24 protein-coding genes are annotated in these 23,857 nt (G+C 73.1%); 12 read left to right on the forward strand and 12 right to left on the reverse strand.

Features of this window, described 5'->3' with window-relative positions; translation table 11 throughout:
* Positions 1–135 precede the first annotated feature (135 nt).
* Both ACYQ77_RS31435 and ACYQ77_RS31440 read right to left on the reverse strand, forming a co-directional pair.
* Positions 136–963, reverse strand: coding sequence for a hypothetical protein (locus tag ACYQ77_RS31435; RefSeq protein ID WP_459717562.1), 828 nt, complete (start codon positions 961–963; stop codon positions 136–138).
* Positions 964–1,001: 38 nt separating this feature from the next.
* A complete protein-coding gene (locus ACYQ77_RS31440; protein WP_459717713.1) occupies positions 1,002–1,937 on the reverse strand; it encodes a carbohydrate kinase family protein in 936 nt (311 codons plus the stop codon).
* 194 nt (positions 1,938–2,131) lie between these two features.
* Here ACYQ77_RS31440 and ACYQ77_RS31445 point away from each other — a divergent pair, with 194 nt between their 5' ends.
* Entirely contained in the window at positions 2,132–2,302 is a 171-nt protein-coding gene (locus ACYQ77_RS31445; RefSeq protein WP_459717563.1) for a hypothetical protein, read from the forward strand.
* A gap of 55 nt (positions 2,303–2,357) precedes the next feature.
* Here the strand turns inward: ACYQ77_RS31445 and ACYQ77_RS31450 are convergent, their stop codons facing one another.
* Positions 2,358–2,720, reverse strand: a complete 363-nt coding sequence (locus tag ACYQ77_RS31450; protein WP_459717565.1) for a HesB/IscA family protein — start codon at positions 2,718–2,720, stop codon at positions 2,358–2,360.
* Between the two features lie 112 nt (positions 2,721–2,832).
* On the reverse strand, positions 2,833–3,942 hold the full coding sequence (locus ACYQ77_RS31455; RefSeq protein WP_459717566.1) for a glycerate kinase family protein: 1,110 nt from the start codon (positions 3,940–3,942) through the stop codon (positions 2,833–2,835).
* A gap of 38 nt (positions 3,943–3,980) precedes the next feature.
* On the opposite strand from ACYQ77_RS31455, the gene ACYQ77_RS31460 reads away from it, so the two are divergent.
* The 3 genes from ACYQ77_RS31460 (at position 3,981) to ACYQ77_RS31470 (ending at position 6,653) form a co-directional block, all read left to right on the forward strand.
* Positions 3,981–4,640, forward strand: a complete 660-nt coding sequence (locus ACYQ77_RS31460) for a DUF3043 domain-containing protein (protein ID WP_459717569.1) — start codon at positions 3,981–3,983, stop codon at positions 4,638–4,640.
* Positions 4,633–5,418: an SDR family oxidoreductase gene (locus ACYQ77_RS31465; RefSeq protein WP_459717572.1), complete on the forward strand. Its 786-nt coding sequence runs from the start codon at positions 4,633–4,635 to the stop codon at positions 5,416–5,418. Before ACYQ77_RS31460 ends, ACYQ77_RS31465 begins: the two co-directional genes overlap by 8 nt.
* Before the next feature lie 248 nt (positions 5,419–5,666).
* On the forward strand, positions 5,667–6,653 hold the full coding sequence (locus tag ACYQ77_RS31470) for an aldo/keto reductase family protein (protein WP_459717575.1): 987 nt from the start codon (positions 5,667–5,669) through the stop codon (positions 6,651–6,653).
* Between the two features lie 7 nt (positions 6,654–6,660).
* Here the strand turns inward: ACYQ77_RS31470 and ACYQ77_RS31475 are convergent, their stop codons facing one another.
* Entirely contained in the window at positions 6,661–6,834 is a 174-nt protein-coding gene (locus ACYQ77_RS31475) for a hypothetical protein (RefSeq protein ID WP_459717576.1), read from the reverse strand.
* A 24-nt stretch (positions 6,835–6,858) separates the two neighbouring features.
* On the opposite strand from ACYQ77_RS31475, the gene ACYQ77_RS31480 reads away from it, so the two are divergent.
* The 3 genes from ACYQ77_RS31480 to ACYQ77_RS31490 are packed head-to-tail and all read left to right on the forward strand — an operon-like array spanning position 6,859 to position 9,212.
* A complete protein-coding gene (locus tag ACYQ77_RS31480) occupies positions 6,859–7,374 on the forward strand; it encodes a bifunctional adenosylcobinamide kinase/adenosylcobinamide-phosphate guanylyltransferase (protein ID WP_459717579.1) in 516 nt (171 codons plus the stop codon).
* Positions 7,375–7,389: 15 nt separating this feature from the next.
* Positions 7,390–8,511, forward strand: coding sequence for a nicotinate-nucleotide--dimethylbenzimidazole phosphoribosyltransferase (gene cobT, locus ACYQ77_RS31485; protein WP_459717581.1), 1,122 nt, complete (start codon positions 7,390–7,392; stop codon positions 8,509–8,511).
* Complete coding sequence (locus ACYQ77_RS31490) at positions 8,511–9,212, forward strand: adenosylcobinamide-GDP ribazoletransferase (protein ID WP_459717584.1); 702 nt, start codon at positions 8,511–8,513, stop codon at positions 9,210–9,212. The genes cobT and ACYQ77_RS31490 overlap by 1 nt, the downstream gene beginning before the upstream one ends.
* Before the next feature lie 142 nt (positions 9,213–9,354).
* Here ACYQ77_RS31490 and ACYQ77_RS31495 read toward each other — a convergent pair whose 3' ends face one another.
* Together ACYQ77_RS31495 and ACYQ77_RS31500 are read right to left on the reverse strand one after the other, a co-directional pair.
* On the reverse strand, positions 9,355–10,452 hold the full coding sequence (locus ACYQ77_RS31495; protein WP_459717587.1) for a branched-chain amino acid aminotransferase: 1,098 nt from the start codon (positions 10,450–10,452) through the stop codon (positions 9,355–9,357).
* A 66-nt stretch (positions 10,453–10,518) separates the two neighbouring features.
* On the reverse strand, positions 10,519–11,448 hold the full coding sequence (locus tag ACYQ77_RS31500) for a hypothetical protein (RefSeq protein WP_459717590.1): 930 nt from the start codon (positions 11,446–11,448) through the stop codon (positions 10,519–10,521).
* Positions 11,449–11,546: 98 nt separating this feature from the next.
* On the opposite strand from ACYQ77_RS31500, the gene ACYQ77_RS31505 reads away from it, so the two are divergent.
* Positions 11,547–13,046, forward strand: a complete 1,500-nt coding sequence (locus tag ACYQ77_RS31505) for a leucyl aminopeptidase (RefSeq protein WP_459717593.1) — start codon at positions 11,547–11,549, stop codon at positions 13,044–13,046.
* On the opposite strand, the gene ACYQ77_RS31510 is transcribed toward ACYQ77_RS31505, so the two are convergent.
* The 3 genes from ACYQ77_RS31510 to ACYQ77_RS31520 form a co-directional block, all read right to left on the reverse strand.
* Positions 13,043–15,082 carry an Hsp70 family protein gene (locus ACYQ77_RS31510; protein ID WP_459717595.1) on the reverse strand — a complete coding sequence of 680 codons (2,040 nt, stop codon included), beginning with the start codon at positions 15,080–15,082 and terminating at the stop codon, positions 13,043–13,045. The genes ACYQ77_RS31505 and ACYQ77_RS31510 overlap by 4 nt on opposite strands.
* Positions 15,079–17,223, reverse strand: a complete 2,145-nt coding sequence (locus ACYQ77_RS31515) for an Hsp70 family protein (RefSeq protein ID WP_459717597.1) — start codon at positions 17,221–17,223, stop codon at positions 15,079–15,081. Before ACYQ77_RS31515 ends, ACYQ77_RS31510 begins: the two co-directional genes overlap by 4 nt.
* Before the next feature lie 82 nt (positions 17,224–17,305).
* On the reverse strand, positions 17,306–17,620 hold the full coding sequence (locus tag ACYQ77_RS31520) for an oxidoreductase (RefSeq protein ID WP_459717600.1): 315 nt from the start codon (positions 17,618–17,620) through the stop codon (positions 17,306–17,308).
* Positions 17,621–17,753: 133 nt separating this feature from the next.
* On the opposite strand from ACYQ77_RS31520, the gene lpdA reads away from it, so the two are divergent.
* The 4 genes from lpdA to lipB all read left to right on the forward strand — a co-directional run bounded on the left by lpdA (position 17,754) and on the right by lipB (position 22,663).
* Positions 17,754–19,124, forward strand: a complete 1,371-nt coding sequence (gene lpdA / locus ACYQ77_RS31525) for a dihydrolipoyl dehydrogenase (protein WP_459717603.1) — start codon at positions 17,754–17,756, stop codon at positions 19,122–19,124.
* Between the two features lie 66 nt (positions 19,125–19,190).
* On the forward strand, positions 19,191–20,936 hold the full coding sequence (sucB, locus tag ACYQ77_RS31530; RefSeq protein WP_459717606.1) for a 2-oxoglutarate dehydrogenase, E2 component, dihydrolipoamide succinyltransferase: 1,746 nt from the start codon (positions 19,191–19,193) through the stop codon (positions 20,934–20,936).
* Between the two features lie 72 nt (positions 20,937–21,008).
* Positions 21,009–21,893, forward strand: coding sequence for a TIGR01777 family oxidoreductase (locus tag ACYQ77_RS31535; RefSeq protein ID WP_459717609.1), 885 nt, complete (start codon positions 21,009–21,011; stop codon positions 21,891–21,893).
* A gap of 41 nt (positions 21,894–21,934) precedes the next feature.
* On the forward strand, positions 21,935–22,663 hold the full coding sequence (lipB, locus tag ACYQ77_RS31540; RefSeq protein ID WP_459717611.1) for a lipoyl(octanoyl) transferase LipB: 729 nt from the start codon (positions 21,935–21,937) through the stop codon (positions 22,661–22,663).
* Here the strand turns inward: lipB and ACYQ77_RS31545 are convergent.
* Together ACYQ77_RS31545 and ACYQ77_RS31550 are read right to left on the reverse strand one after the other, a co-directional pair.
* Positions 22,638–23,243: an N-acetyltransferase family protein gene (locus ACYQ77_RS31545; RefSeq protein ID WP_459717613.1), complete on the reverse strand. Its 606-nt coding sequence runs from the start codon at positions 23,241–23,243 to the stop codon at positions 22,638–22,640. The two genes, lipB and ACYQ77_RS31545, sit on opposite strands and share 26 nt — an antisense overlap.
* Entirely contained in the window at positions 23,240–23,842 is a 603-nt protein-coding gene (locus ACYQ77_RS31550) for a TetR/AcrR family transcriptional regulator (RefSeq protein ID WP_459717616.1), read from the reverse strand. Before ACYQ77_RS31550 ends, ACYQ77_RS31545 begins: the two co-directional genes overlap by 4 nt.
* Positions 23,843–23,857: the final 15 nt, after the last annotated feature.

Consider the following 23,857-nt stretch of genomic DNA (forward strand, 5'->3'; position numbering starts at 1 on the left):
TCCGGCGAGGATCCCCGGCGGGAAACCCTGCCCACGGCAACGCACCAAGATCAACCGCGGCCTCCGGCCCCCGAAACCCAGCCTGGCCGCGACCACCGACAAGATCGGCGCGTAACGGCCGGGTTGTCCACAGGGTCAGCGCCGGAAGCGCCACGTCTTGCTGTCGAACGCGACGCAGATGCCCGGCGACAGGACCACGACCCGCAGCGTGCCGTCGCGTTCGTCGTAGTCGATGCCCTCGGCCTCGAACTCGCCCGCGCAGCCGCTCACCAGCGGTAGCTGCCCCAGGAGGGTGACCCTCCCGGCGACGTCCGACCCGCCGACCGGCCCGGCCAGGTCGACCTGCAGCAGCGGCTTCGTCACCCCGAACAGCGATCCCTCCGGGTCGTCCGACGAGCACAGCAGCTGGGTGGGCGAGGTGAAGTCGCAGCCCTGGATGTCGCGCACCGGCCGGTCGAGCCGCACGGCCGACGCGTACGGCAGGTTCGCCGCCGGGTTCGTGTGCGCGATGCCCGGCATGGGGTGCACGAGGAGCCGGTTCATGGTTCCCCACTCGCCCGCGACCAGCCACCGGCCGTCCGGGGACACCGCGGCGAACGAGTTGTTGTTCGCCTCCCACGACTCCAGCGCGTGCTGGTACTCGGCCCACGTGCCGTCCGGCGCCTGGACGCGGAACAGCTTCGCCCCCCGGTCGTCGCGCTGGTACGGCTCCACGTAGTAGCCGTGGCCGGCGCCGGGGTCACCCACGTGGTTCCAGCCGCGGGTGCGCAGCGACACGGGGATGGTGCCGACGCCGGTGTACTTCACGACCGTGCCGGACGGGCGTTCCACGACGGCCAGCCCCTGGCTCTCGTCCAGGGGCCGCGCGACGTCGGAACCGATGGTCCGCCACGGTCCGACGTCGGCCGACGCCACACCGGCGAGCAACAAGAGGAACGCAGCGGTGACCGCGAGAGCACGCATGGTAATCAGAAGTACCAGGCGTGCCCCGAAAGCGGTACCTACGACGGGAGGATGGCGCCGATCTCCTCGGCCGCCTCCGGGCCGTACGCCGACCCGATGCGCTGCACGGCGACCTCGTTGTCCAGCGTCCACTCCTGCGGGCCGACCGTCTCCAGCACCAGCACCGCGATGTAGGAACCCAGCTGCGCGGCGCGCTCCAGCGACAGGCCCTTCTCGAGCCCGGCGAGCAGGCCTGCGCGGAACGCGTCACCGACACCCGTCGGGTCGGCCTTCACCGTCTCCGGCACCGCGCTGACGTGGATGGACGTGCCGGACGAGTCGACCAGCTCGGCGCCCTTCTCCCCCAGCGTGGTGATCCGCATGCCGACCTTCGACATGACCTCCTGCTCCGACCAGCCGGTCTTCTGCCGCAGGAGCTCCCACTCGTAGTCGTTGGAGAACAGGTATTTCGCGCCGGTGATGAACTCACGGATCTGCTCGCCGGTCATGCGCGCGAGCTGCTGCGACGGGTCGGCGGCGAAGTCGTAGCCGCGCTGGCGGCACTCCTCGGCGTGGCGCAGCATCGCGTCCGGGTCGTCCGGGCTGATCAGCACCAGGTCCAGGCCGCCGACCCGCTCCGCGACGGGACGCAGCTCGATCAGCCTGGCCTCGGCCATGGCGCCCGCGTAGAACGACGCGATCTGGCACATGTCGTCGTCGGTGGTGCACACGAACCGGGCGGTGTGGGCGGTCTCCGAGACGCGCACCCCGGAGCAGTCGACCCCGTGCCGCTCGAGCCACGACCGGTAGTCGCCGAAGTCCTCGCCGACCGAGCCGACCAGCACGGGCGAGCTGCCGAGCACGGCCATGCCGAACGCGATGTTCGCGCCGATCCCGCCCCGCCGGACCACCAGGTCGTCGACGAGGAAACTCAGGGAAATACGGTGCAGCTGCTCCGCGACCAGCTGCTCGGCGAACCTCCCCGGGAAGTGCATGAGGTGGTCGGTGGCGATGCTTCCGGAGACGGCTACGGGCACGAGGGCTTCCCCTGTCTGGTGGTCGTCAGGTGGAGTGAGAGCAGTCGTCAACGATAGTGGGCGATGTCGCTGGAGACCCACTAGGGGACGCCCAGGACACTACCGGGTGGTAAGGGTCGTGCGAACGAGGGCTTTCGACCTAAGTTCGAGCGGTGAGCACACCTGAACCCGAGTCTTTCGCCGAACTCATCGCGGACTGCGCCGACATCCCCACGGCGCTCCAGGACGGCGGCCCCACCCTTCCCGGTCAGCGGGAACCAGCGCCGTGGGAGGTGGACGAGGCGACGTTCGCCCAGGTCAGCAGCTTGGAAGAGTACGTGTGAAACGACAACGGGCCGCGACGTGCACACGTCGCGGCCCGTTGGTCACGTCACCTGCTCAGTGGAACGAGTCACCACAGGCGCAGGAACCACCGGCGTTGGGGTTGTCGATGGTGAAGCCCTGCTTCTCGATGGTGTCGACGAAGTCGATCGTCGCGCCGTTCACGTAGGGCGCGCTCATCCGGTCCACGGCCACCTTCAGGCCGTTGAAGTCGCGGAACAGATCGCCGTCGAGCGTGCGCTCGTCGAAGAAGAGCTGGTAGCGCAGGCCGGCGCAACCACCGGGCTGAACGGCGATGCGCAGGTGCATGTCGTCACGGCCTTCCTGGTCCAGCAGGGCCTTGGCCTTGCTGGCAGCCGCTTCCGACAGGAGCACGCCGTGCGTCTCCGTCTCGGTGGTGTTCTCCTGGGCAGTCGTCATGGTTCTCCCTCGACCTTTCGGACTCCTACTACCGGGGGTCAATCGCGGTCGAGCCGTGGTTTATTCCCCGTCCTCCACATCCATGGTGACACATGCCGCTCGACCCTCGCTGTTACAGCCGCCACTGCGTGGACACGTGCTTCGCGAGCTGCGTGAGCGTGCCGGCGGGGTCGGCGAGCGACGCCTCGGCCGACCCGACGTGCTCGGCGACCGAATAGGCCTGCTCCACCCCGGCGGACGCGGCGCGCCTGCGGCCGACGCTGACCTGGCCCGCGAGCACCACGCACGGCACCCCGCGCTCGGACGCGGCGCCTGAGACCCTCGTCACCAGCTTCCCCCGCAGCGACTGGAAGTCGAAACTGCCCTCGCCCGTGACCACCAGCTGGGCCCGGTCGAGCGCGCTGTCGAGGCCGGTCAGCCGCCGCACCACGCCCGCGCCGGACTCGACGGTGGCGCCGAGCGCGATGAGCGCCGCACCCAGCCCACCCGCCGCACCCGCGCCCGGTTCGTCGCGGACGTCCCGCCCGGCGACCTCGCCGAGCACGTCGGCCCACCTGGTCAGCGACCGCTCCAGCCTGCGGACGGCCAGGTCGTCGGCGCCCTTCTGCGGGCCGAAGACCCGGGCGGCCCCGTCCTTGCCGAGCAGCGGGTTCTCCACGTCGGAGGCGGCGACGAGCTTGACGCCGCGCAGGTCGGCCTCGCCGGCGAGCCGCGCGGTGTCGATCAACGGCCCGCCGCCGGGCGGCAGGGGCTCGCCGTCCGCGCCGACCGGGACGGCGCCGAGCGCGCGGAACATGCCCGCGCCGCCGTCGGTGCTGCCGGAGCCGCCGAGCCCGACGACGATCGTGTGCACGCCCGACTCGAGCGCGTGCACGATCAGTTCGCCGACACCGACGGTGTTCGCGGCGAGCGCGTCCCGGTCCTCCTTGGGGACCAGCGTCAGGCCACAGGCCTGCGCGCATTCGATGTAGGCGGTGCCGTCGTGCTCCAGCCAGACGGCGTCGGTGGGCGCGCCGAGCGGGCCGGAGACGGAGCGGTGCCGCAGGTGCCCGCCGAGCGCCGAGTACAGCACGTCCACGAAGCCGGGGCCGCCGTCGGCCAGGGGGCAGAGAGTGAGCTCGTCGTCCGGCGCACCGCTGCGCCACCCGGCGGCGATGGCCTCGGCGGCCTCCGGCGCGGTCAACGTCCCACCGAAGCAGTCAGGAGCGATCAGGACCCGCATGGTCAAAGCGTAGTTGCACCTCCTTTACCCTTTGGCGTGTGAGGTTCCTTCGCCGCAAAGAAGCAGAGAGCACCGACGTCGAGACCGACGGCGGTGAAGTAGCGCTGACGGAGGAGGAAGCCACCCGGAACAAGGCCCACACGCCGGGCAAGGGCCGCCCGACTCCCAAGCGCCGCGAGGCCGAGCAGCGCAAGCGCGGCCCGGTGGCGCCGCCGCCGCGCACGACCCGTGAGGCGCTCAAGCGGGCGCGCGGCAACAAGGAGGAGCGCAAGGAGCTCGCCGCCAAGCGCCGTGAGATCCGCGCCACCCAGCGCGAGCGCATGATGGCGGGCGACGAGAAGTACCTGATGCCGCGCGACCGGGGGCCGGTCAAGGCGTACATCCGGGACTCGGTCGACTCGCGCCGCAACCTGCTCGGCCTGTTCATGCCGCTCGCGATCCTGATCTTCATCGCGCTGCTGGTGCCGAACCCCGCCGTGCAGAGCTACACGACGCTGCTGTGCCTGCTGATGCTGGTCGCCATGATCATCGAGGGCATCCTGCTGGGCGGCAGGCTGACGAGGAAGGTCCGCGCGAAGTTCCCGAAGGAACCGGTCCGCGGGCTGTCGGTGGGCTGGTACGCGTTCATCCGGGCGTCGCAGCTGCGCAAGCTGCGGGTGCCCAAGCCCAGGGTGCGCCCCGGCGACAAGGTTGACTGAGCTCGCCCGCGACCCGTTCCCGCTGCGGGGACGGGTCGCGCTGGTGACGGGCGCGTCCCGGCGGGCGGGCATCGGGTACGCGATCTGCAGGCGGCTCGCCGCGTACGGGGCGAGCGTGTACGTGCACCACTTCTCCCCGCACGACGCCGAGCAGCCGTGGGGCGCGGACGACGTCGCGGCGGTGGTCGACGGGGTGCGTGCGGTCGCGTCGGCGCCGGTCGCGCACGGGTCGGTGGACCTGGCCGCGCCGGACGGCCCGGCGGCGCTGGTCGAGGCGGCGGTCGCCGCGCTCGGTCCGCTGGACATCGTGGTGTGCAACCAGGCGATGTCCGGTTCGGACGGTCCGCTGGCGGACCAGACCGCGGCCATGCTGGACGCGCACTGGGCGGTGAACGCGCGCGCGTCGATCCTGCTGGCACAGGCGTTCGCCGCGCAGGGACGGCCGGGCCGCGTGGTGTTCCTGACGTCGGGCCAGAACGAGGGCCCGATGCCGGGCGAGGTGGCGTACGCGGCGAGCAAGGGCGCGCTGTGGTCGATCACGGCGACCCTCGCCGACGAACTGGCGGACCAGGGCATCACGGTGAACGCCGTCAACCCGGGCCCGGTGGACACGGGCTACGCGTCGGACGAGACCCGGGCAGCGGTGGCGACCCGCTTCCCCGGCGGCCGCTGGGGCACCCCGGACGACCCGGCCCGCCTGATCGCGTGGCTGACCACGGACGAGGCCCGCTGGCTGACAGGCCAGGTCCTGAACACAGAAGGCGGCTTCCGCCGCTAACCCCGCGAGTCCCCCTCCCAGGACCCGCGAGTCTCCCGCTCAACCCCCGCGAGTCTCCCGTCCAGGACTCGCGAGTCTCCCTTTCAGGACCGGCGAGTTGGCGGTTCGGCGCGGACGCCGCTCGACGCGAAACGGCAACTCGCGGGTTCCCAACGGGAGACTCGCGGGTCCTGGGAGGGAGACTCGCGGGTCCTGGGAGGGAGACTCGCGGGGGTGGGCTGGAGTTGGTCCAGGGATAGGTTGGGGGTATGGAGTTTCGTCGTCTGGGCCGTAGTGGCCTCAGTGTCAGTGAGATCTCGTACGGGAACTGGATCACGCACGGGTCGCAGGTCGAGGAGGAGCAGGCGGTCGCCTGTGTGAAGGCCGCGCTCGACGCGGGCATCTCGACGTTCGACACCGCTGACGTGTACGCCAACACGCGTGCCGAGTCCGTGCTGGGGCGGGCGCTGGCCGGGCAGCGGCGGGAGAGCCTGGAGATCTTCACGAAGGTGTACTGGCCGACCGGGCCCGGCGGCCCCAACGACAAGGGGCTGGGCCGCAAGCACATCCTCGAGTCGGCCAACGCCTCGCTGAAGCGCCTCCAGACCGACTACGTCGACCTCTACCAGGCGCACCGCTTCGACAAGTCCGTGCCGCTCGAGGAGACGATGCTCGCGTTCGCCGACCTGGTGCGGCAGGGCAAGGTGCTCTACGTCGGCGTGTCCGAGTGGAACGCCGAGCAGATCGCCGCGGGCGCCGAGCTGGCGCGTGAGCTGAAGGTGCCGTTCGTCTCCAACCAGCCGCAGTACTCGATGCTGTGGCGCGTCATCGAGGAAGAGGTCGTCCCCGCCAGCGAGAAGGCGGGCCTCAGCCAGATCGTCTGGTCGCCGATCGCGCAGGGCGTGCTCACCGGCAAGTACAAGCCGGGTCAGCCGCCGCCCGCGGGTTCCCGCGCCACCGACGAGAAGAGCGGCGCGAACTTCATCTCCCGCTTCCTGCAGAACGAGGAGCTGCTGCGCAAGGTTCAGGACCTCCGGCCGATCGCCGACGAGGTGGGCCTGTCGATGGCCCAGCTCGCGATCGCGTGGGTGCTGCAGAACCAGAACGTGGCCTCGGCGATCATCGGCGCCACCCGGCCGGAGCAGGTGGCGGAGAACGTCAAGGCGGCCGGTGTGAAGCTCGACGCCGACGTGCTCAAGAAGATCGACGAGGCGCTCGACGGCGTCATCGTCCGCGACGCCTCGCTGACGGGCTGAGGCTGCGTCAATCCGAGGGGTGCAGGCTCATCGGCCCGTACACGACCTCGTCGCCTGCCAGCAGCGTGACCTCGTCGACGCCCGCGTCGAGGAGGTCACGCCAGTTGGCCGACAGCCACTCCTCGGCGGCGGTCTGGTCGGGGAAGTCCGGCGAACCGTCGTGGTCCCAGCGGTAGGTCACGGCCGCACAAGATAGCGTGCGGCCGTGACCACCCTGGTGCTCGGCGGCGCCCGGTCCGGCAAGTCCGCGCACGCCGAGGGACTCCTGCCCGCCGGCGAGGCCACCTACGTGGCGACCGCCCGCGTCGACCCCGCCGACGCCGAGTGGCGGGCCCGGATCGCCGCGCACGTCGCGCGCAGGCCGCCGGGCTGGCGCACGGTCGAACCGCCGGACCTGCCCGCGTTCCTCACCACCGCGCACGGGCCCGTGCTGGTCGACGACGTCGCCACCTGGCTGACCGGCGTGATGGACGACCACCACGCGTGGGACGGCGGCGACCTCGACGGTGTGCGCCGCGAGTGCGACCGGCTCGTCGCCGCCGTCGCGGGCTGTCCCGCCGAGCTGGTGCTGGTGTCGTCGGAGGTCGGCCTCGGCGTGGTGCCCTCGACCCGTTCTGGCAGGCTCTTCCGTGATCAGCTCGGCACGCTCAACGCGGGCCTTGCGGAAGTGTGCGCAGAGGTGCTGCTGCTCGTGGCCGGTCTCCCGCTGCGCCTGCGCTGACCACTGGAGGGTCCCATGGAGTTCGACGTCGTCAGCCCACCTGACGAGGCCGTGCGGCAGGCGGCCGAGGCGCGGCACGCGCAGCTCACGAAGCCGCTCGGCGCGCTGGGGCGGCTCGAGGAGCTGGGGACGTGGCTCGCGGCGTGCCAGGGGCAGTGCCCGCCGAAGCCGCTGGCACGCCCGAGGATCGTCGTGTTCGCCGGTGACCACGGCATCGCGGCGAAGGGGGTGTCCGCGTACCCGAGCGAGGTCACCGCGCAGATGGTGGCGAACTTCCAGGCGGGTGGCGCGGCGATCAACGTGCTGGCGGAGGTCGCGGGCGCGACCGTGCGGGTGGTCGACATGTCGGTCGCGGCCGACACCACGGCGGACGAGAAGAAGGTGCGCCGCTCCTCCGGCGCGATCGACGTCGAGGACGCGCTGACCGAGGACGAGGTGGCGGCCGCGCTGGCGGCGGGCAAGGCGATCGCGGACGAGGAGGTCGACTCGGGCGCGGACCTGCTGGTCGCGGGCGACATGGGCATCGGGAACACGACGCCCGCCGCGGTGCTGGTGGCGGCGCTGACCGGCGCGGAGCCGGTCGCGGTGGTCGGCAGGGGCACGGGCATCGACGACCAGACGTGGATGCGCAAGACCGCCGCCATCCGCGACGCCCTGCGCCGCGCGAAGCCGGTGACGGCCGACCCGGTGGCGCTGCTGCGGACGGTCGCGGGCGCGGACATCACGGCGATGGCGGCGTTCCTGGCGCAGGCCGCGGTGCGGAAGACCCCGGTGGTGCTGGACGGGGTGGTGTCGGGCGCGGCGGCGTTGCTGGCGGAGGAGCTGGCGCCGGGCGCGCGTGCGTGGTGGGTGGCCGGGCACCGGTCGACGGAGCCGTCGCACACGCTGGTGCTGGAGCAGCTGGACATGAAGCCGCTGCTGGAGATGGACATGCGGCTGGGCGAGGGCTCGGGCGCCGCGGCGGCGATCCCGCTGGTCACGATGGCCGTGCGGGTGCTGACGGACATGGCCACGTTCGCCGACGCGGGCGTGAGCGGGGCGGTCGGCGACGCCGAAGCCGCGCCTGAGCAGCCGGACGCGTCCGTCGAGCCGGGCGCCGCGATCGAGGCCGACGCCACGTCGCCAGCCGAGGACTGATGCTCGCCGGGCTGCGGCTCGCGTTCTCCTGGTTGACCGTGCTGCCGGTGCACGCGCGGCACGTCGACCGGGACGTGGCCCGCTGGGCGATCACGCTGGCGCCGGTGGTCGGGCTGGTGCTGGGTGGCGCGGCCGCGGGCCTGTTCGTGCTGCTCGGCGAGGGCCTGCTCGGCGGGGTGCTGGTGGTGGCGTTCCTGGCGCTGGCGACGCGCGGCATGCACCTCGACGGGCTGGCGGACACGGCCGACGGGCTCGGCTCGTACAAGGGGCCGGAACGGGCGCTGGAGATCATGCGGGAGGGCCCGGTCGGGCCGTTCGGGGTGGTCGCGATCGTGCTGGTGCTGGGTGCCCAGGCCGCGGCGATCCGCGACTGGCAGGCGCTGGTGCTCGCGGTCGCGACGGGCCGGGTGGCGTTCACGATCTGCTGCCACCGGGCGGTGCCCGCGGCGCGGCCGGAGGGCCTCGGTGCGCTGGTGGCGGGCAGTCAGCCGACGTGGGTCCCGGTCGGGTGGGTGGTGGTGCTGGCCGCGGCGTCGATCACGCAGGGATGGCGGGGCCCGGTGGCGGTCGTCGTCGCCACCGGGCTCGTCGTGCTGCTGGTGCGCCACACGGGGAAGCGGTTCGGCGGGATCACGGGCGACGTCCTGGGCGCGGCGAGTGAACTGGCGACCACGGCCACACTGGTCGCGTTAGCGCTCTGACCTGCGAAAACGCCGCCCCCAGTACGTACGTGAACCCCCACCCGTTCCCGGGGGCCACCCGCCATGCCAGCCTACCGGTGTCCACCGACAGGGGGACCGAAGTCGATCTTGCCTGTGGACAACCGGGGTGGCTGTGGACAACTCAGCCCAGCTTGGTCATCCAGCCGTGCGGGTCGGGGGCGGTGCCGCGCTGCAGTGCGGTCAGCGCGTCCCGCAGGCGCATCGACACCGCGCCTGGTTCGCCGCCGTTGATGGTGAAGCCGCCCTCGGCGTGCTTGACCGAGCCGACCGGGGTGATGACCGCGGCCGTGCCGCACGCGAAGACCTCGGTCAGCTCACCGGACTCGACCTTCTTCTCCCACTCCTCGGTGGAGACGCGGCGTTCCTCGACCTGGTAGCCCAGCTCCGACGCCAGCGTGAGCAGCGAGTCGCGGGTGATGCCGGCCAGCAGCGACCCGGACAGCTCCGGCGTCACCACGCGCGCGGAGGATCCCGAGCCGAAGACGAAGAACAGGTTCATCCCGCCCATCTCCTCGACCCACCGGCGCTCGACGGCGTCCAGCCACACCACCTGGTCGCAGCCCTGTTCGGCGGCCTGCGCCTGCGCGACCAGCGACGCCGCGTAGTTGCCCGCGAACTTGGCGGCCCCCGTGCCACCGGGCGCGGCGCGCACGTACTCGGTCGACAGCCAGACGCTCACCGGCTTGACGCCGCTCGCGAAGTAGGACCCGGCGGGCGAGGCGATCAGCACGTACCGGTACTCGGACGCGGGCCGCACGCCCAGCCCCACCTCGGTGGAGATCATGAACGGCCGCAGGTACAGCGACTCCTCGTCCTCCGCGGGCACCCAGCGCCCGTCGACCGCGACCAGTTCGCGCAGCGAGCCGAGGAACAGCTCGTCGGGCAGCTCGGGCATCGCGAGGCGGCGGGCGGAGCGGCGGAACCGCTCGGCGTTGGCCTCGGGGCGGAACGACTGGATGGACCCGTCGGCGTGCCGGTACGCCTTCAGCCCCTCGAAGATCGCCTGGCCGTAGTGCAGCACCATGGCCGCGGGGTCCAGCTCGATCGGGCGGTACGGTTCGACCGCCGCCCCGTGCCAACCGTCGGTGCGGTTCCAGCGCGCGGTCACCATGTGGTCGGTGAAGTACACGCCGAAACCCGGGTTGGCCAATACCTCCGCGATCCGCTCCGGGGTCGCCGGCGCCGGATGGGGAGTCCTGGTGAATGACTGCTGTGTCATGGAAAGCACCGTAACTCTCGACGGGCCGCTCAGAGAAGAACAGGCAACGGACTGTTTGACGTCCTACTATGCCCGATCCCGGCGACCCGCCAGCACGCGGATCACGGCTTCACCCAGTAGCAGTACGGCCGCCCCGACCAGGGCGTGTTCCGGTGCGAAGACCACCGTGCCCAGCGCGGCGACGGCGGCCGCGAGCAGCACCACGGTCACCGGGGACCGGCCGCCCGGCGCGATGTCGCGGACGTCGGTCAGGCACGCGCGGAGCGCGAAGGCGCACGCGACGGTGACGCCGACGGCGAGCAGCCCGTCGATCGACGCGGCGTCCGCGGCCGTGAGCACGTCCCGCAGCGGCGCGGGCGACAGCGCGAGCCGCTCGCCGCCGAGCTGGCGCAGCGCCCCGATCGCGACCGCGAGGCTCACCACCAGCACCACCCCGACCACGGCGGGTCGCGCCCGCCTGCCGGTGCCCCCGCCGACGAAGCACAGGTAGAGCAGCACCGCCGACGGCAGCAGGCCGAGCGGCTCGTCCGCGCCCGGGACGTCCGGCGCCGGGGCGACGGGCGGCGCGACCGGCACGATCGTGAAGCAGGACACGGCCACGACGACGAGCACGGTCAGCACGACCACGGCGGCGATCCGGTCGACCACGGGCGGCAACGGCGGCGCGAGCAGCACCACGGCCGTCACCGCGACGACCAGCACGACCGCGCCGACCCTGGGCTGCTCGGGCACCACGTACACGCCGAAGGTGGCCCCGACCGCCACGGTCGCGGCAATCCTTCCCAGTATTCCCAGTGAAGACGCCGCCGGACCGGGCTTTGTGTCCGGTGTGGACAGTGCCAAGAGGACGGCGACGGCCGCGGCGAGCACCAGGCCGGCCACCAGCCACCACCCGGCGAGGGCGGAAGCCGGTGCCAGGCCGAGGAAAAGTCCGGCACCGAACGCGGGCGCGACACCGCGCGCGAGCCCGTCCGCCACGGGTACCCGATCGGTCACGTGACCACCGTGTCAGACGTGCCCAGCGCCACCTGACGGTGGGCAGGTGTGAAACATGTCGTTAGCATGCGTCAGCAACCGAGCGACAGGAGCATTCGTTGACCGCGCCCAAGCTGTCTCTGACCACCACCACGGCTGACGAGGCCACCGCGGACGCGGTGATCATCGGCACCGTGCAGGACGGCAACGGACCGGGCGTCGCGCTGGCGCCGGGGAGCGAGCGGATCGACGCCGCGTTCGGCGGCACCCTCGCCGAGGTCCTGCGCACCGTCGGCGCCACCGGCGCGCAGGACGAGGTCGTGAAGATCCCGAGCATGGGCAAGGTCCCGGCCGGGCTCGTCGTCGCCGCCGGGCTGGGCAAGTCCACTGGCGACGGACCGACCGCCGAGCAGGTGCGCCGCGCGTCCGGCGCCGCGGCCCGCGCGCTCGCCGGCACCAGGCGCGCGGTCACCACGCTGTCCACTGTGGATCTCCAGGCCGCGGTCGAGGGCACCGTCCTCGGCGCCTACCGCTTCACCGCGTACCGGTCGGACAAAGGGGACGCGCCGGTCGAACGCGTCGACGTCGTCGCGCCCGCCGAGGGCGCCGCGAAGGACCACCGGGCCACGCTGAAGGCCGCGACGGCGATCGCCGAGGCCGTGTGCACCGCCCGTGACCTGGTGAACACCCCGCCCAACGACCTGTTCCCCGCGTCGTTCGCCGAGCGGGCCGCCGCGCTCGCCAAGGCCGTCGGCGTCGAGGTCGAGATCCTCGACGAGAAGGCGCTCCGCAAGGGCGGCTTCGGCGGCGTGCTGGGCGTGGGCATGGGCTCGTCCCGCCCGCCGCGCGTGGTGCGGATGTCGTACAAGGGCCCGAAGGCGCGCAAGAAGGTCGCCCTCGTCGGCAAGGGCATCACGTTCGACACCGGCGGCATCTCCATCAAGCCGGCCGCGAACATGGAGGAGATGACCTCCGACATGTCCGGCGCCGCCGCGATCGTCGCCACGATGGTCCTCGCCGCCACCCTCAAGTACCCGCTCGAGGTGACCGCGACCGTTCCGATGGCCGAGAACATGCCGTCCGGCGCGGCGTACCGGCCGGGTGACGTGCTCACCATGTACGGCGGCAAGACCGTCGAGGTGCTCAACACCGACGCCGAGGGCAGGCTGATCCTCGCCGACGCGATCGTCCGCGCGTGCGAGGACGGACCGGACTACCTGGTCGAGGCGGCCACGCTGACCGGCGCGCAGATCGTGTCGCTCGGCCGCCGCACCGCCGGGATCATGGGCTCGGACGAGTTCCGCGACCGCGTGGCCGCGATCGCGCAGGCCACCGGCGAGGGCGGCTGGCCGATGCCGCTGCCCGAGGAACTGCGCGGCGACCTGGACTCGCGGCTCGCCGACATCGCGAACGTCACCGGGCACCGGTGGGGCGGCATGCTCGCCGCGGGCCTGTTCCTGCGTGAGTTCGTCGCCGACGGTGTGCCGTGGGTGCACCTGGACGTGGCGGGCCCGGCGTACAACAACGGCGGCCCGTGGGGCTACACCCCCAAGGGCGGCACCGGGCAGCCGGTGCGCACGCTGGCCGCGGTGCTCGCGGACATCGCCGAGAACGGCTAGGAACGCCAGGTCGGCCAGCGGGTGACGTCCGGCCCGCGGCCGACGAACGTGACCGCGGTGACCGGCGTGTCCGCGGCGACCTCGAACACGCGGCACCCGTACACCGGCGTGTCCGGCACGAGCGGTCCCGGCAGCACCGGGCAGCCGCGCAGCCTCTCGATCCGGCCGGACAGGAACGCGCCCCGGTCGTCGCGCAGCAGGACGGTGATGTGCCGCTGACCGGTGGCGGTGATCGCGGCGCGCACGACCACGATGCGGTGCCCCGGCGCGGGCGACTGCCCGGTCAGGTACGCGGACGGGGCGCTGACCACGTCGACCTTGGCGCGCAGTCCGTCGACGGTCACGGCCTCGCCGCCGAGCGTCCCGACCGTGCGCATCGGCGCGGCCCGGTCGCGGGACGCCGGCACGTCGACGGGGAACCGCAGCGGCGCCTGCGCCTCCGGTGACCGCTCCCCGAACACCACGGCGGTGACCGGGGTCGCGTCGGGCACCGACACGACCCCGCACACGTCGACCTCGGTGCCCGCCGGGACCCGGTTCGCCGGCGGCACGCCGTCGGTGCAGGCGACCTGGCCCGCGCCGTAGGGCTGCCGCAGCCACTGCCCGCGGTCGTCGAGCACGGCGACGCTCTCCATCGGGTCGTGCGCGAAGTCGCGGCCCGCGGTGTGCGCGACGTGGAAGCGCAGGACGAGCCAGCGGAAGCCGTCGGAGGCCGCGCCGTAGGGCTGGGGCGCGGTCACGGCCGTCTCGACCCCGGTGAACGTGACCGCGAGCGTGCTGCCCGCGGGGTGGCGGTACTCGGCGGCCTCGCCCAGCGCGGCGGCGGTGAACCGCGCGGCCTGGGCGTTGACCACCTCGTTCCCGGCGACGGCGGGCGGGATGGTCGCCACGGGCAGCGGCGGCGGCAGGTCGACGGCGACAGGACGGCCGTCCATGGCGTCCTTGCCACCCGCGACGACGGCCATCGCCGCGACGAGCAGGAAGAGCAGCGCGAAGGCGAGCGGCTTGCGCGCCGGAGCCCGCCGGGCGGCCCGCTGGCCGGGCGGAGCCGCGGGTGGCGCCGGCGGCCGCCCCGCGGCGGGCGAAGCCGCTGACGACGGGCCCGGTCCTGGTGGCGGAGCCGCGGACGGCTCCGGCGTGACCAGGTCCGGTGGCGCCGCGAGCGGGTCCTCCCGCACCGCGGGCCGGGACAGCAGTTGCGCGCCCCGCACCACGGCGGTCTCCGGCTCGGGATCGGTGGTCACCGGCAGCCCGGTCACCGCCGCCAGCCGCCGGGCCAGCAGCGGCATCCGGCTCGACCCGCCCACCAGCAGCAGCCGGGTCGCCCCCGTCCGCGCCGCGACCTCGGCGGCCAGCCGGGCCAGCCGGTCCACGTCCCCCGCCACGAGACGTTCGAACTCCGCGCGGTCCAGCCGCACGGCCCGGTGGTCCGGCAGCACGATCTCCGTCGTCTCGTGCCGGGACAGCTGTTCCTTGCCGGCCCGCGCCGACGCCAGCAGCACGGCGTCGTCCGCCGGGGCGCGCAGCGACGGCCGCACCCGCTCGACGATCAGCCGGTCGACGTCGCCGCCGCCGAAGGGCAGTGCCGCCACCGCCAGGACCCGGTGCCCGCGCACCGCCGCGACGTCCCACGTGCCGCCACCCGCGTCCACGACCAGCGCGGTCCCGGCGCCGTGCAAGGCGGCCACGGCCACCGGCTCCGGCAGGGCCCGCGCCCACGTGCCCGCCGCCGACACGAGCACCGCCACCCGCTCGGGTGACCAGTCCGCCGGATGGGTCACCACCACGTCGCCGAGCACGCCGCCCTGGTCCCGGGCCGCCGACAGGACCCGCGCGAACAGCGTCCGCACCTCGTCCGGGTCGAGCCGCGCCTTCAGGTCCCGCGCCACCCGGCCACCCGCGAGCGCCACCGCGTCCGCGCCGACCACACCGTCGTGCACCACGGACGGCAGCCACGGCGCGCCGTCGACGGTCACGAGGCGCCCGTCGAGCATGGCGACCGTGTTGACCGCGCCCAGGTCGATCACCAGCGTCATCGCAGCCGCCAGACGAACGGGCTCGCGCCGTCACCCGACCACGCCACCGAACCGAGCGGCATGCGGGCGGGCACGACGAACACGGCGCACAGCGTGAACCGGCCCGCCGCCGTCCCCGCCGCGCACCCGTGCCGGCCGGACACGGTCCGCGCGGGCACCGGCTGCGCCCGGTCGTCCCGCAGCACCAGCCCCACGGCCAGCGACCCCGCGGGCACCGCACGTGCCGCCTCGACCACCGCGCGCACCACGACGGCCCGCGACCCGGGCCGGTCGACGACCGCCAGGTCGGCGTACGCACCCGCCCACGTCACGACGTCGACGACGGCCACGCGCACCGGCACCCCGCCGACCCGCAGCGGCCGCTGCGTGCCCGGCGCCAGCACCGGCCCGGCGGCGGCGTCGACGACGGGTCCCCCGCCGCGCACGGGCACGGTCACGCCCACCTGCTGCCCGTCGGCCACCGTGCTGATCACCACGGCACGCACGACGGTCCGCGCGGCCACCGCGAACGCGAGGCACTGCCGCGCCTCGTCGCCCGCCGACAGCCGCCGGGGGCGTTCGGTGGGGCACGACGCGGGCATGGCGACGTCGCCTGCGGGCGGGATCAGCAGCCCGCGGTCGTTCATGAGGAACGTGTCCTCGAGGTAGTAGGGCGCGGCGACGTCGTCCCGGGCGCGGATCGACGCGTCGACGACCACCCACCGCACGCCCGACGTCGGCGCCACCGCACCGACGGCCACCATGTCCTCGGTGGCGGGGTCGCGCAGCTCGCGCACGGTCCAGTCGACGTCGGTGACCCCGTCGAACATCCGCACCGGCACGCCGAGCCGCCCGGTCACCAGCCCGTCGGTGACCGCGCCCGCGGTGACCAACGGCGACCCGCGGACGGCGGCGGGCAGCGTGAACCGCTCCGCCGTGGCGACCGGCCCGCCCGCGGTGGCCTCGGCGGCCCGCAGCAGCGAGTACGCGATCCCGGCGACGGCCAGCGCGACCACCAGCACCAGCCCGACCAGCCCCGGTGGCCGGGGCGCGGCGGACGACGGCACCGGGGCCGGGGCACCGCTGTGCGACACGACGACCGCGCACGCCCCCAGCGCCACGACCGACTCCGGCTGGTCGTCCAGCCGGATCGGCACGGGGACGACCTCGGCCAGCAGCCGCCGCAGCAGCGGGATCCGCGTGGACCCGCCCGCCAGCTGCAACGCCGTCAGCTGGTGGGCCTCGACACCGGCGTTGAGGACCGCCCGCAGCGTGAACGCGGTGATCCGGTCGAGGTCGCGGTACAGCACGCGCTCCAGGTCGGCCCTGGTCAGCGTCGCGGCGGGCAGGCCGCCGGGCAGCCGCACGGCGACCCGGTCGTGCCGGGACAGCAACTCCTTGGCGCGCCGGACCTCCTCCCGGAACGCCACCTGCTCGCGCAGCCGGACCAGGTCGGGCCCGTCGGTGTCCGCCAGCCGGTCCGCGAGCCCGGGCACGGTCGCCAGCAGGTGGCCTGCGAGCCGCCGGTCGAAGTCGCCGCCGCCGAGGTCGGGGATGGCGGCGTGGCCGGCCACGACGATCCCCGCGGGCTCGCGCCGCACGACGGCCACGTCGACGGTGCCGCCGCCGACGTCGAGCACGCCGACCGCGGCGCCGAGCGGCAACCGGTCGGCGCCGTCGACACCGACCTCGCCACGCGTCGCGAACCACACCCCCGCACCGACGGGTTCGGCGATCGTGCTGATCCGCGGCACCACGCCGGACGCGGCGGACAGCAACCCGCCGAGCCGTTCGGCGCCCCAGCCCGCGGGGTGGGTGAGCACGAGGTGACCGACCGGCGCGCCCGCGACCGCGGCGGCCGCGCGGACGGCCTTCGCCAGCACCGCGCGCACCACGGCCGCGACCGGCACGACCGTGTCACCGAGCAGGACCTCGCGTTCGGACAGCCGCGCCTTCGCCCCGGTCTGCAGCCGGGCCGGGTCGGCGACACCCATCCGCAGCGCGTCCGCGCCGACCACCAGCGAGTCGTCCCGGGAGAGGAACACGGCGGACGACAGCCACGGCTCGCAATCGGCGGTGACCACACGGGGCGCGAAGCCGGGCACGTGCACGACGGTGACGGTGTGCGAACTGCCGAAGTCGACGACAGCAGTGACGCTCACGCCATGTCCTCACCGACGAAAGGGAATTGGGCGTCAGCCTGTCAGAAGACCCCGTTCTTGGGGAGCCCGCACACGGAGTCGTTCAGCCGTTCTCGCGCTTCTGGCGTTCCTGGTACTCGCGCATCCGCTTCGGGTACCCGACCCGCTCCACCTCGTACAGCGGCATGGACCGCTTGCGCGCGAACTCCCGCGCGGCGTCGACGTCGGCGATCCGCCGCCGGGTCCACTCGCCGTCGTGCGCGACCAGCAGCACAGTGGTTTCGGTCACATGGGTCCTGGGCTCCACGTACGCCTCGACACCCGTCCGGGACGACGCCCATTCGTCCAGGTGCGAGGTGTCCGCCTTACTGGCGCTCCGAACCTGCCCAGCACTCTTCTTCCGGCGGAACAACCCCACAGCCGGTACCTCCGATACGTGAACTTCGTCCCCTTCATTGTGCCCGTGCGGCCACCTCGCAAGCCTGCCGCACGTAGTGACAAGATGATGTGTGGTGTGCCCATAAGGCGCTGTCCTGCCCCGAGGAGAACCTGTGACTGATACTTCCGCTGACCTCGTGATCCTGGGTGGCGGGTCGGGCGGTTACGCCTGCGCCTTCCGCGCGGCGGAGCTCGGCATGTCCGTGATCCTGGTCGAGAAGGACAAGCTCGGCGGCACGTGCCTGCACCGGGGGTGCATCCCCACGAAGGCGCTGCTGCACGCCGCCGAGGTCGCCGACCTCGCGCGCGAAGGCGACCAGTTCGGGGTGAAGTCCTCGCTCGAGGGCATCGACATCGCGGGCGTCAACTCCTACAAGGACGGGATCATCGGCGGCCTGTACAAGGGCCTGCAGGGGCTCGCCAAGGCCAACAAGGTCCGGATCGTCGAGGGCTCCGGCACCTTCGTCGGCCAGAACACCGTCGAGGTCGACGGGCAGCGGTACACCGGCAAGAACGTCGTGCTCGCCACCGGGTCGTACGCGAAGACGCTCCCCGGGCTGGAGATCGGCGGCCGGATCATCACCAGCGACCAGGCCGTGCACCTGGACTACATCCCCGGCAGCGTGGTCGTGCTCGGCGGCGGCGTGATCGGCGTCGAGTTCGCGAGCGTGTGGGCCTCGTTCGGCGCGGACGTCACGATCGTCGAGGCGCTGCCGCGGCTGGTGCCGCTCGAGGACGAGTGGGCGTCCAAGCAGCTGGAGCGCGCGTTCCGCAAGCGCGGCATCAAGTACAAGACGGGCGTGAAGTTCACCGGCGCCGAGCAGAACGACACCAGCGTGACCGTGTCGCTCGAGTCCGGCGAGACCATCGAGGCGGACACGCTCCTCGTCGCCGTCGGCCGCGGCCCCAACAGCGCGGGCCACGGCTACGAAGAGGCCGGCGTGCGGATGGAGCGCGGCTTCGTCATCACCGACGAGCGGCTGCGCACCAACCTCGACGGCGTCTACGCGGTCGGCGACCTGGTGCCCGGGCTGCAGCTCGCGCACCGCGGCTTCGCGCACGGCATCTTCGTCGCCGAGGAGATCGCGGGCACGGACCCGCGGCCGGTCGACGAGGCCGGGATCCCGCGCGTCACGTACTGCAAGCCGGAGGTCGCGTCCGTCGGCCTGACCGAGGCGCAGGCCAAGGAGAAGTACGGCAGCGCGCAGACCTACACGTACGCGCTGAGCGGCAACGGCAAGTCCCAGATCCTGAAGACCGCCGGCGGCGTGAAGCTCGTGAAGGCGCCGGACGGTCCGGTCGTCGGGATCACCATGGTCGGCGAGCGGGTCGGCGAGCTTGTCGGCGAAGCGCAGTTGATCTACAACTGGGAGGCGTACCCCGAGGACGTCGCCCCGCTCATCCACGCCCACCCGACCCAGACCGAGGCGCTGGGCGAGGCGTTCCTCGCCCTGGCCGGCAAGCCACTGCACGTGCACGCCTGAGCGGAGCTCGCACCGCCTCAGCCGCCGCACGTCAGAGATCAAAGAGTTCAAGGAGTCAGCGAAACCATGGCGTTCTCCGTCCAGATGCCGGCGCTCGGCGAGAGTGTCACCGAGGGCACTGTCACCCGGTGGCTCAAGCAGGTGGGCGACACCGTAGCGGTCGACGAGCCGCTGCTCGAGGTGTCCACCGACAAGGTCGACACTGAGATCCCGTCCCCCGCGGCAGGCGTGCTGCAGAAGATCGTCGCCGAGGAGGACGAGACCGTCGAGGTCGGTGCCGAGCTGGCCGTCATCGGCGACTCCGCGGACGACGTGGGTGACTCGGGCGACTCGGGTGACACCCAGGCCGCCGAGCCGGAGGCCGAGCCCGAGCCGGAACCGGAGCCGGAGCAGGAGGAGGCGCCCGCGCAGTCCTCCGGTGACTCGGGTGACTCCGGCGGGTCCGCCGAGGGCACCCCGGTCACCATGCCCGCGCTCGGCGAGAGCGTCACCGAGGGCACCGTCACCCGCTGGCTCAAGCAGGTCGGCGACACGGTCGAGGTCGACGAGCCGCTGCTCGAGGTGTCCACCGACAAGGTCGACACCGAGATCCCGTCGCCGGTGGCGGGCACCGTGCTGGAGATCACCGCGGGCGAGGACGAGACCGTCGAGGTCGGCGGGCAGCTCGCGATCGTGGGCTCCGGCAGCGCCGCGCCGAAGCAGGAAGCGCCCAAGCAGGAGGCGCCCAAGCAGGAGGCGCCGAAGCAGGAGGCCCCCAAGCAGGAGGCCAAGCCCGAGCCGAAGCCGGAACCCGAGCCGGAGCCCGAGCCCGCCCCCAAGCAGGAGGCGCCCAAGCCCGCGCCCAAGCCGCGGCCCGCGCCCGCCGCGGCCGACAACGGCACGCGTGGCGACGGCCCGTACGTGACGCCGCTGGTGCGCAAGCTCGCCGCCGAGCACGACGTCGACCTGTCGTCGGTCAAGGGCAGCGGCGTCGGCGGTCGCATCCGCAAGCAGGACGTGCTGGCCGCGGCCGAGGCCGCGAAGAAGCCCGCGCCCGCCGCCGCTCCGGCCGCCGCGGCGCCGAAGTCCGCCCCGGCGCCGTCCGCGGACCTGCGCGGCAAGACCGAGAAGATGTCGCGCCTGCGCCAGACGGTGTCGCGGCGCATGGTCGAGTCGCTGCAGACCGCCGCGCAGCTGACCCAGGTGGTCGAGGTCGACGTGACCAAGATCGCCAAGCTGCGCCAGCGGGCCAAGGCGGCGTTCGAGCAGCGCGAGGGCGTGAAGCTCACGTTCCTGCCGTTCTTCGCGAAGGCCACGGTCGAGGCGCTCAAGCAGCACCCGAAGCTGAACGCGTCGATCAACGACGAGACCAAGGAGGTGACCTACCACGGCGCCGAGCACCTCGGCATCGCGGTGGACACCGAGCGCGGTCTGCTCACCCCCGCCATCCACAACGCGGGTGACCTCTCCGTCGCCGGTCTCGCGCACAAGATCGCCGACCTCGCCGAGCGCACCAGGGCGAACAAGGTCACGCCGGACGAGCTGTTCGGCGCCACGTTCAACCTGACCAACCTGGGCAGCCAGGGCGCGCTGTGGGACACCCCGATCATCCAGCTGCCGCAGGTGGCGATCCTGGGTGTCGGCCTGGTCGTGAAGCGGCCGGTCGTGGTCACCGACGCGGACGGCAACGACACGATCGCCATCCGCTCGATGATCTACCTGGCGCTGACCTACGACCACCGCCTGGTGGACGGCGCCGACGCGGGCCGGTTCCTGACGACGATCAAGAACCGCCTGGAGGAAGGCAACTTCGAGGGCGAACTGGGTTTGTGAGCGGAGCTTGCGGAGCGAACCGATGACGCCGGGAGACCCGAACGGACGCGCCGTGCCTGCGCGGAGCGGTCCGTGAGAGTCGTGGTCGCCGGTGCGTCCGGCCTGATCGGGACCGCGCTCGTCACCGAGCTGCGGGACGCGGGCCACGACGTGCTGCGACTCGTCCGGCGCGCCGCGAAGGGCGCGGGCGAACACTCGTGGGACCCGCCGGCCGGGCGCATCGACGACGATGCCCTGGCCGGCGCGGACGCCGTGGTGAACCTGTGCGGCGCGCCCATCGCGGGCGGCCGCTGGAGCCACGCGCGGCGGCAGCTGCTGGTCAACAGCCGGGTCGAGCCGACCGAGGTGCTGGCCGCGGCCGTCGCGGAGCGGGGCGTCCCGCTGCTGGTGAACGCGTCCGCGGCCGGGTACTACGGCGACAAGGGCGACCAGGTCGTCGAGGAGTCCGCGCCCCGCGGCAGCGGGTTCCTCGCCGACCTGTGCGGCCGCTGGGAGGCCGCGACCGAACGCGCCGCCGATGCCGGTGTGCGCGTGGTGCGGCTGCGGACCGGGCACGTGCTCGCGCGCAAGGGCGGCCTGGTCGGCCTCATGAAGCCGCTGTTCAAGCTCGCGCTCGGCGGGAAGCTCGGCAACGGGCGGCAGTACATGCCGTGGATCCACGTCGCCGACCAGACGGCCGCGATCCGGTACCTGATCGAGCACGACTCGGTGTCCGGCGCGGTGAACGTGTGCTCCCCCAACCCGGTCACCAACGCCGAGTTCACCGCCGCGTTCGGCCGTGCCGTGCACCGGCCCGCGCCGTGGTTCGTGCCGTCGCCCGCGATCCGGCTGGCGGCCGGTGACAGCGACGGGGAGATCCTCTACAGCCAGCGCATGGTGCCCGCCGTGCTGGCGTCCGCCGGGTTCACGCACCGCCACGTGGATCTCGACGAGACCCTGTCGTCGCTGCTCCAGTAGCCCTCTGGGCCGTCGCGAGTGGACGGCGTAGGGTCGGTTCCGTGACTTCCTGTCGCGCGTCTGGCGCTCCTGTGCATGTCCGTGAGCTGGGCACGATCGACTACCTCGAGGCGTGGCAGCTGCAACGCGAGGTGGCGACGGCTCGTGCCGACGAGACCGGACCCGACACGCTCCTGCTGCTGGAGCACCCGTCGGTGTACACGGCGGGCAAGCGCACCGAGCCCGACGAGCGGCCCGACGACGGCACCCCGGTCGTCGACGTCGACCGCGGCGGCAAGATCACGTGGCACGGTCCCGGCCAGCTGGTCGGCTACCCCATCGTGAAGCTGTCCGACCCGGTGGACGTCGTGCAGTACGTGCGCCGCGTCGAGCAGGCGCTGATCGCCGTGTGCGACGAGCTGGGCGTGCACACCGGCCGCGTCGAGGGGCGCAGCGGCGTGTGGCTGCCGGGCAGCGACAGCCAGTGGGAACGCAAGATCGCCGCCATCGGCATCCGCGTGCAGCGGGGCGTCACCATGCACGGCTTCGAGATCAACTGCAACGCCGACCTGTCCGCGTTCGACCGGATCGTGCCGTGCGGCATCCGGGACGCGGGCGTGACGTCGCTGTCGAAGGAGCTGGGCCGCACGGTGACCGTCGACGAGGTGGCCCCGCTCGCGGAGAAGTTCGTCCTGGCCGCCCTGGAGGGCACCCTCGAGGTCGAGGACCGCTGGCTGCCCCGGTGGACGCCGTCCAGCCCGGGCGTCAGCTTCGAACTGGCGCAGCACTAGCGCGGCGCGGCGGCGTCGAGCCGGGGCCGCCCTGTGCGGAGCCGCGCAGCCGGACACCCGGCCGGTGGCCGAGCGGCAGCATCATCTTCACGTCGTCGAACCGGTCGTCGCCCACGACGATCCGGTTCGGCAGCCGTCCGTACTCGCGGAACCCCAGCTCCTCGTACAGCTGGATGGTGCCGTGGTTGTTGCCGCGCACACCCAGCGTGAGCAGCTCGAGGTCCCTGGCGCGCGCGTCGGCCACCAGCGCCGCCACCACCCGCCTGCCCAGGCCGAGGCCGCGTGCCTCCGGGTGCGCCATGACCTTGGCGATCTCGGCGGAGGTCCGGAACACCGGGGACCGCTCCCGCCGCCACGTGCCCATCGCCTGCACGACCCCGTCGACGGTGGCGACGGCGAGCGCGCCGTCCCCGGTCGCCGCGTCGGCCAGCACGTCGTCGAGCCACGCGTCCGTCCGTGCGCGATCGGGTGGTTCGGGGTAGCCGACCGCGCCGCCGTCGGCGACCACGTCGTGCAGCACGCGGTGCACGGCCGACCTGAGGTCCTCGTCCGCGTTCCGCGGCCAGTGCAGCTCGATCACGTGGGCAGTGTGGCCCGCCGCATGCCCGTCATGACGGCGGTGATGGTCTTCGTCACGTCGGCCGCGGCCTTCTTCGGGTCCGGCGCGCTCGCGATCGTCTCCGCGCCGGCCGACAGCGCGCCGAAGAGGATGCGGGCCGTGACCTCGACGGGCAGCTTCTCGACCTCCCCCGCCTCGATCAGCGACTCGACGGTGGCACGGACGAGCCCGTAGCTGAAGTGCTCCTCGGCCTCGCGCCAGCGTTCCCAGCCCATCACGACGGGTGCCTCGTGGATGACGATCCGCTGGTAGGCGGGTTCGAGGCAGACGCCGACGTAGGCGTGGATGCCCGCCATGGCGCGGTCCCACGCCGAGCCGTCGCCGTCGACCACGGTCGCGAGCTTCGCGATGGCCTTGGTCTCGACCTGGTCGAAGGCCGCCTCGAACAGGGCCTGCTTGCCGCTGAAGTGGTGGTAGAGGGCGCCCTTGGTCACCCGGGCGTTCTTGACGATCGCGTCGAGGGACGTGGCCGCGTAGCCACGTTTCGTGAAGAGCGACAGCGCCGAGTCGACCAGGGCCTGCCTGGTGGACTCGGTGTAGTCGACGCGCCTGGACCGCATTGTCACCACGCTCAC

This window comes from Actinophytocola sp. KF-1 (assembly GCF_054661535.1).

Bases quoted from the DNA above. Each gene is read 5' to 3' on its own strand.
- ACYQ77_RS31435 (WP_459717562.1), bottom strand. From the start codon at position 963: ATGCGTGCTCTCGCGGTCACCGCTGCGTTCCTCTTGTTGCTCGCCGGT.
- ACYQ77_RS31440 (WP_459717713.1), bottom strand. From the start codon at position 1,937: ATGCACTTCCCGGGGAGGTTCGCCGAGCAGCTGGTCGCGGAGCAGCTG.
- ACYQ77_RS31450 (WP_459717565.1), bottom strand. From the start codon at position 2,720: ATGACGACTGCCCAGGAGAACACCACCGAGACGGAGACGCACGGCGTG.
- ACYQ77_RS31455 (WP_459717566.1), bottom strand. From the start codon at position 3,942: ATGCGGGTCCTGATCGCTCCTGACTGCTTCGGTGGGACGTTGACCGCG.
- ACYQ77_RS31470 (WP_459717575.1), top strand. From the start codon at position 5,667: ATGGAGTTTCGTCGTCTGGGCCGTAGTGGCCTCAGTGTCAGTGAGATC.
- cobT (WP_459717581.1), top strand. From the start codon at position 7,390: ATGGAGTTCGACGTCGTCAGCCCACCTGACGAGGCCGTGCGGCAGGCG.
- ACYQ77_RS31490 (WP_459717584.1), top strand. From the start codon at position 8,511: ATGCTCGCCGGGCTGCGGCTCGCGTTCTCCTGGTTGACCGTGCTGCCG.
- ACYQ77_RS31495 (WP_459717587.1), bottom strand. From the start codon at position 10,452: ATGACACAGCAGTCATTCACCAGGACTCCCCATCCGGCGCCGGCGACC.
- ACYQ77_RS31510 (WP_459717595.1), bottom strand. From the start codon at position 15,082: ATGACGCTGGTGATCGACCTGGGCGCGGTCAACACGGTCGCCATGCTC.
- sucB (WP_459717606.1), top strand. From the start codon at position 19,191: ATGGCGTTCTCCGTCCAGATGCCGGCGCTCGGCGAGAGTGTCACCGAG.
- ACYQ77_RS31550 (WP_459717616.1), bottom strand. From the start codon at position 23,842: ATGCGGTCCAGGCGCGTCGACTACACCGAGTCCACCAGGCAGGCCCTG.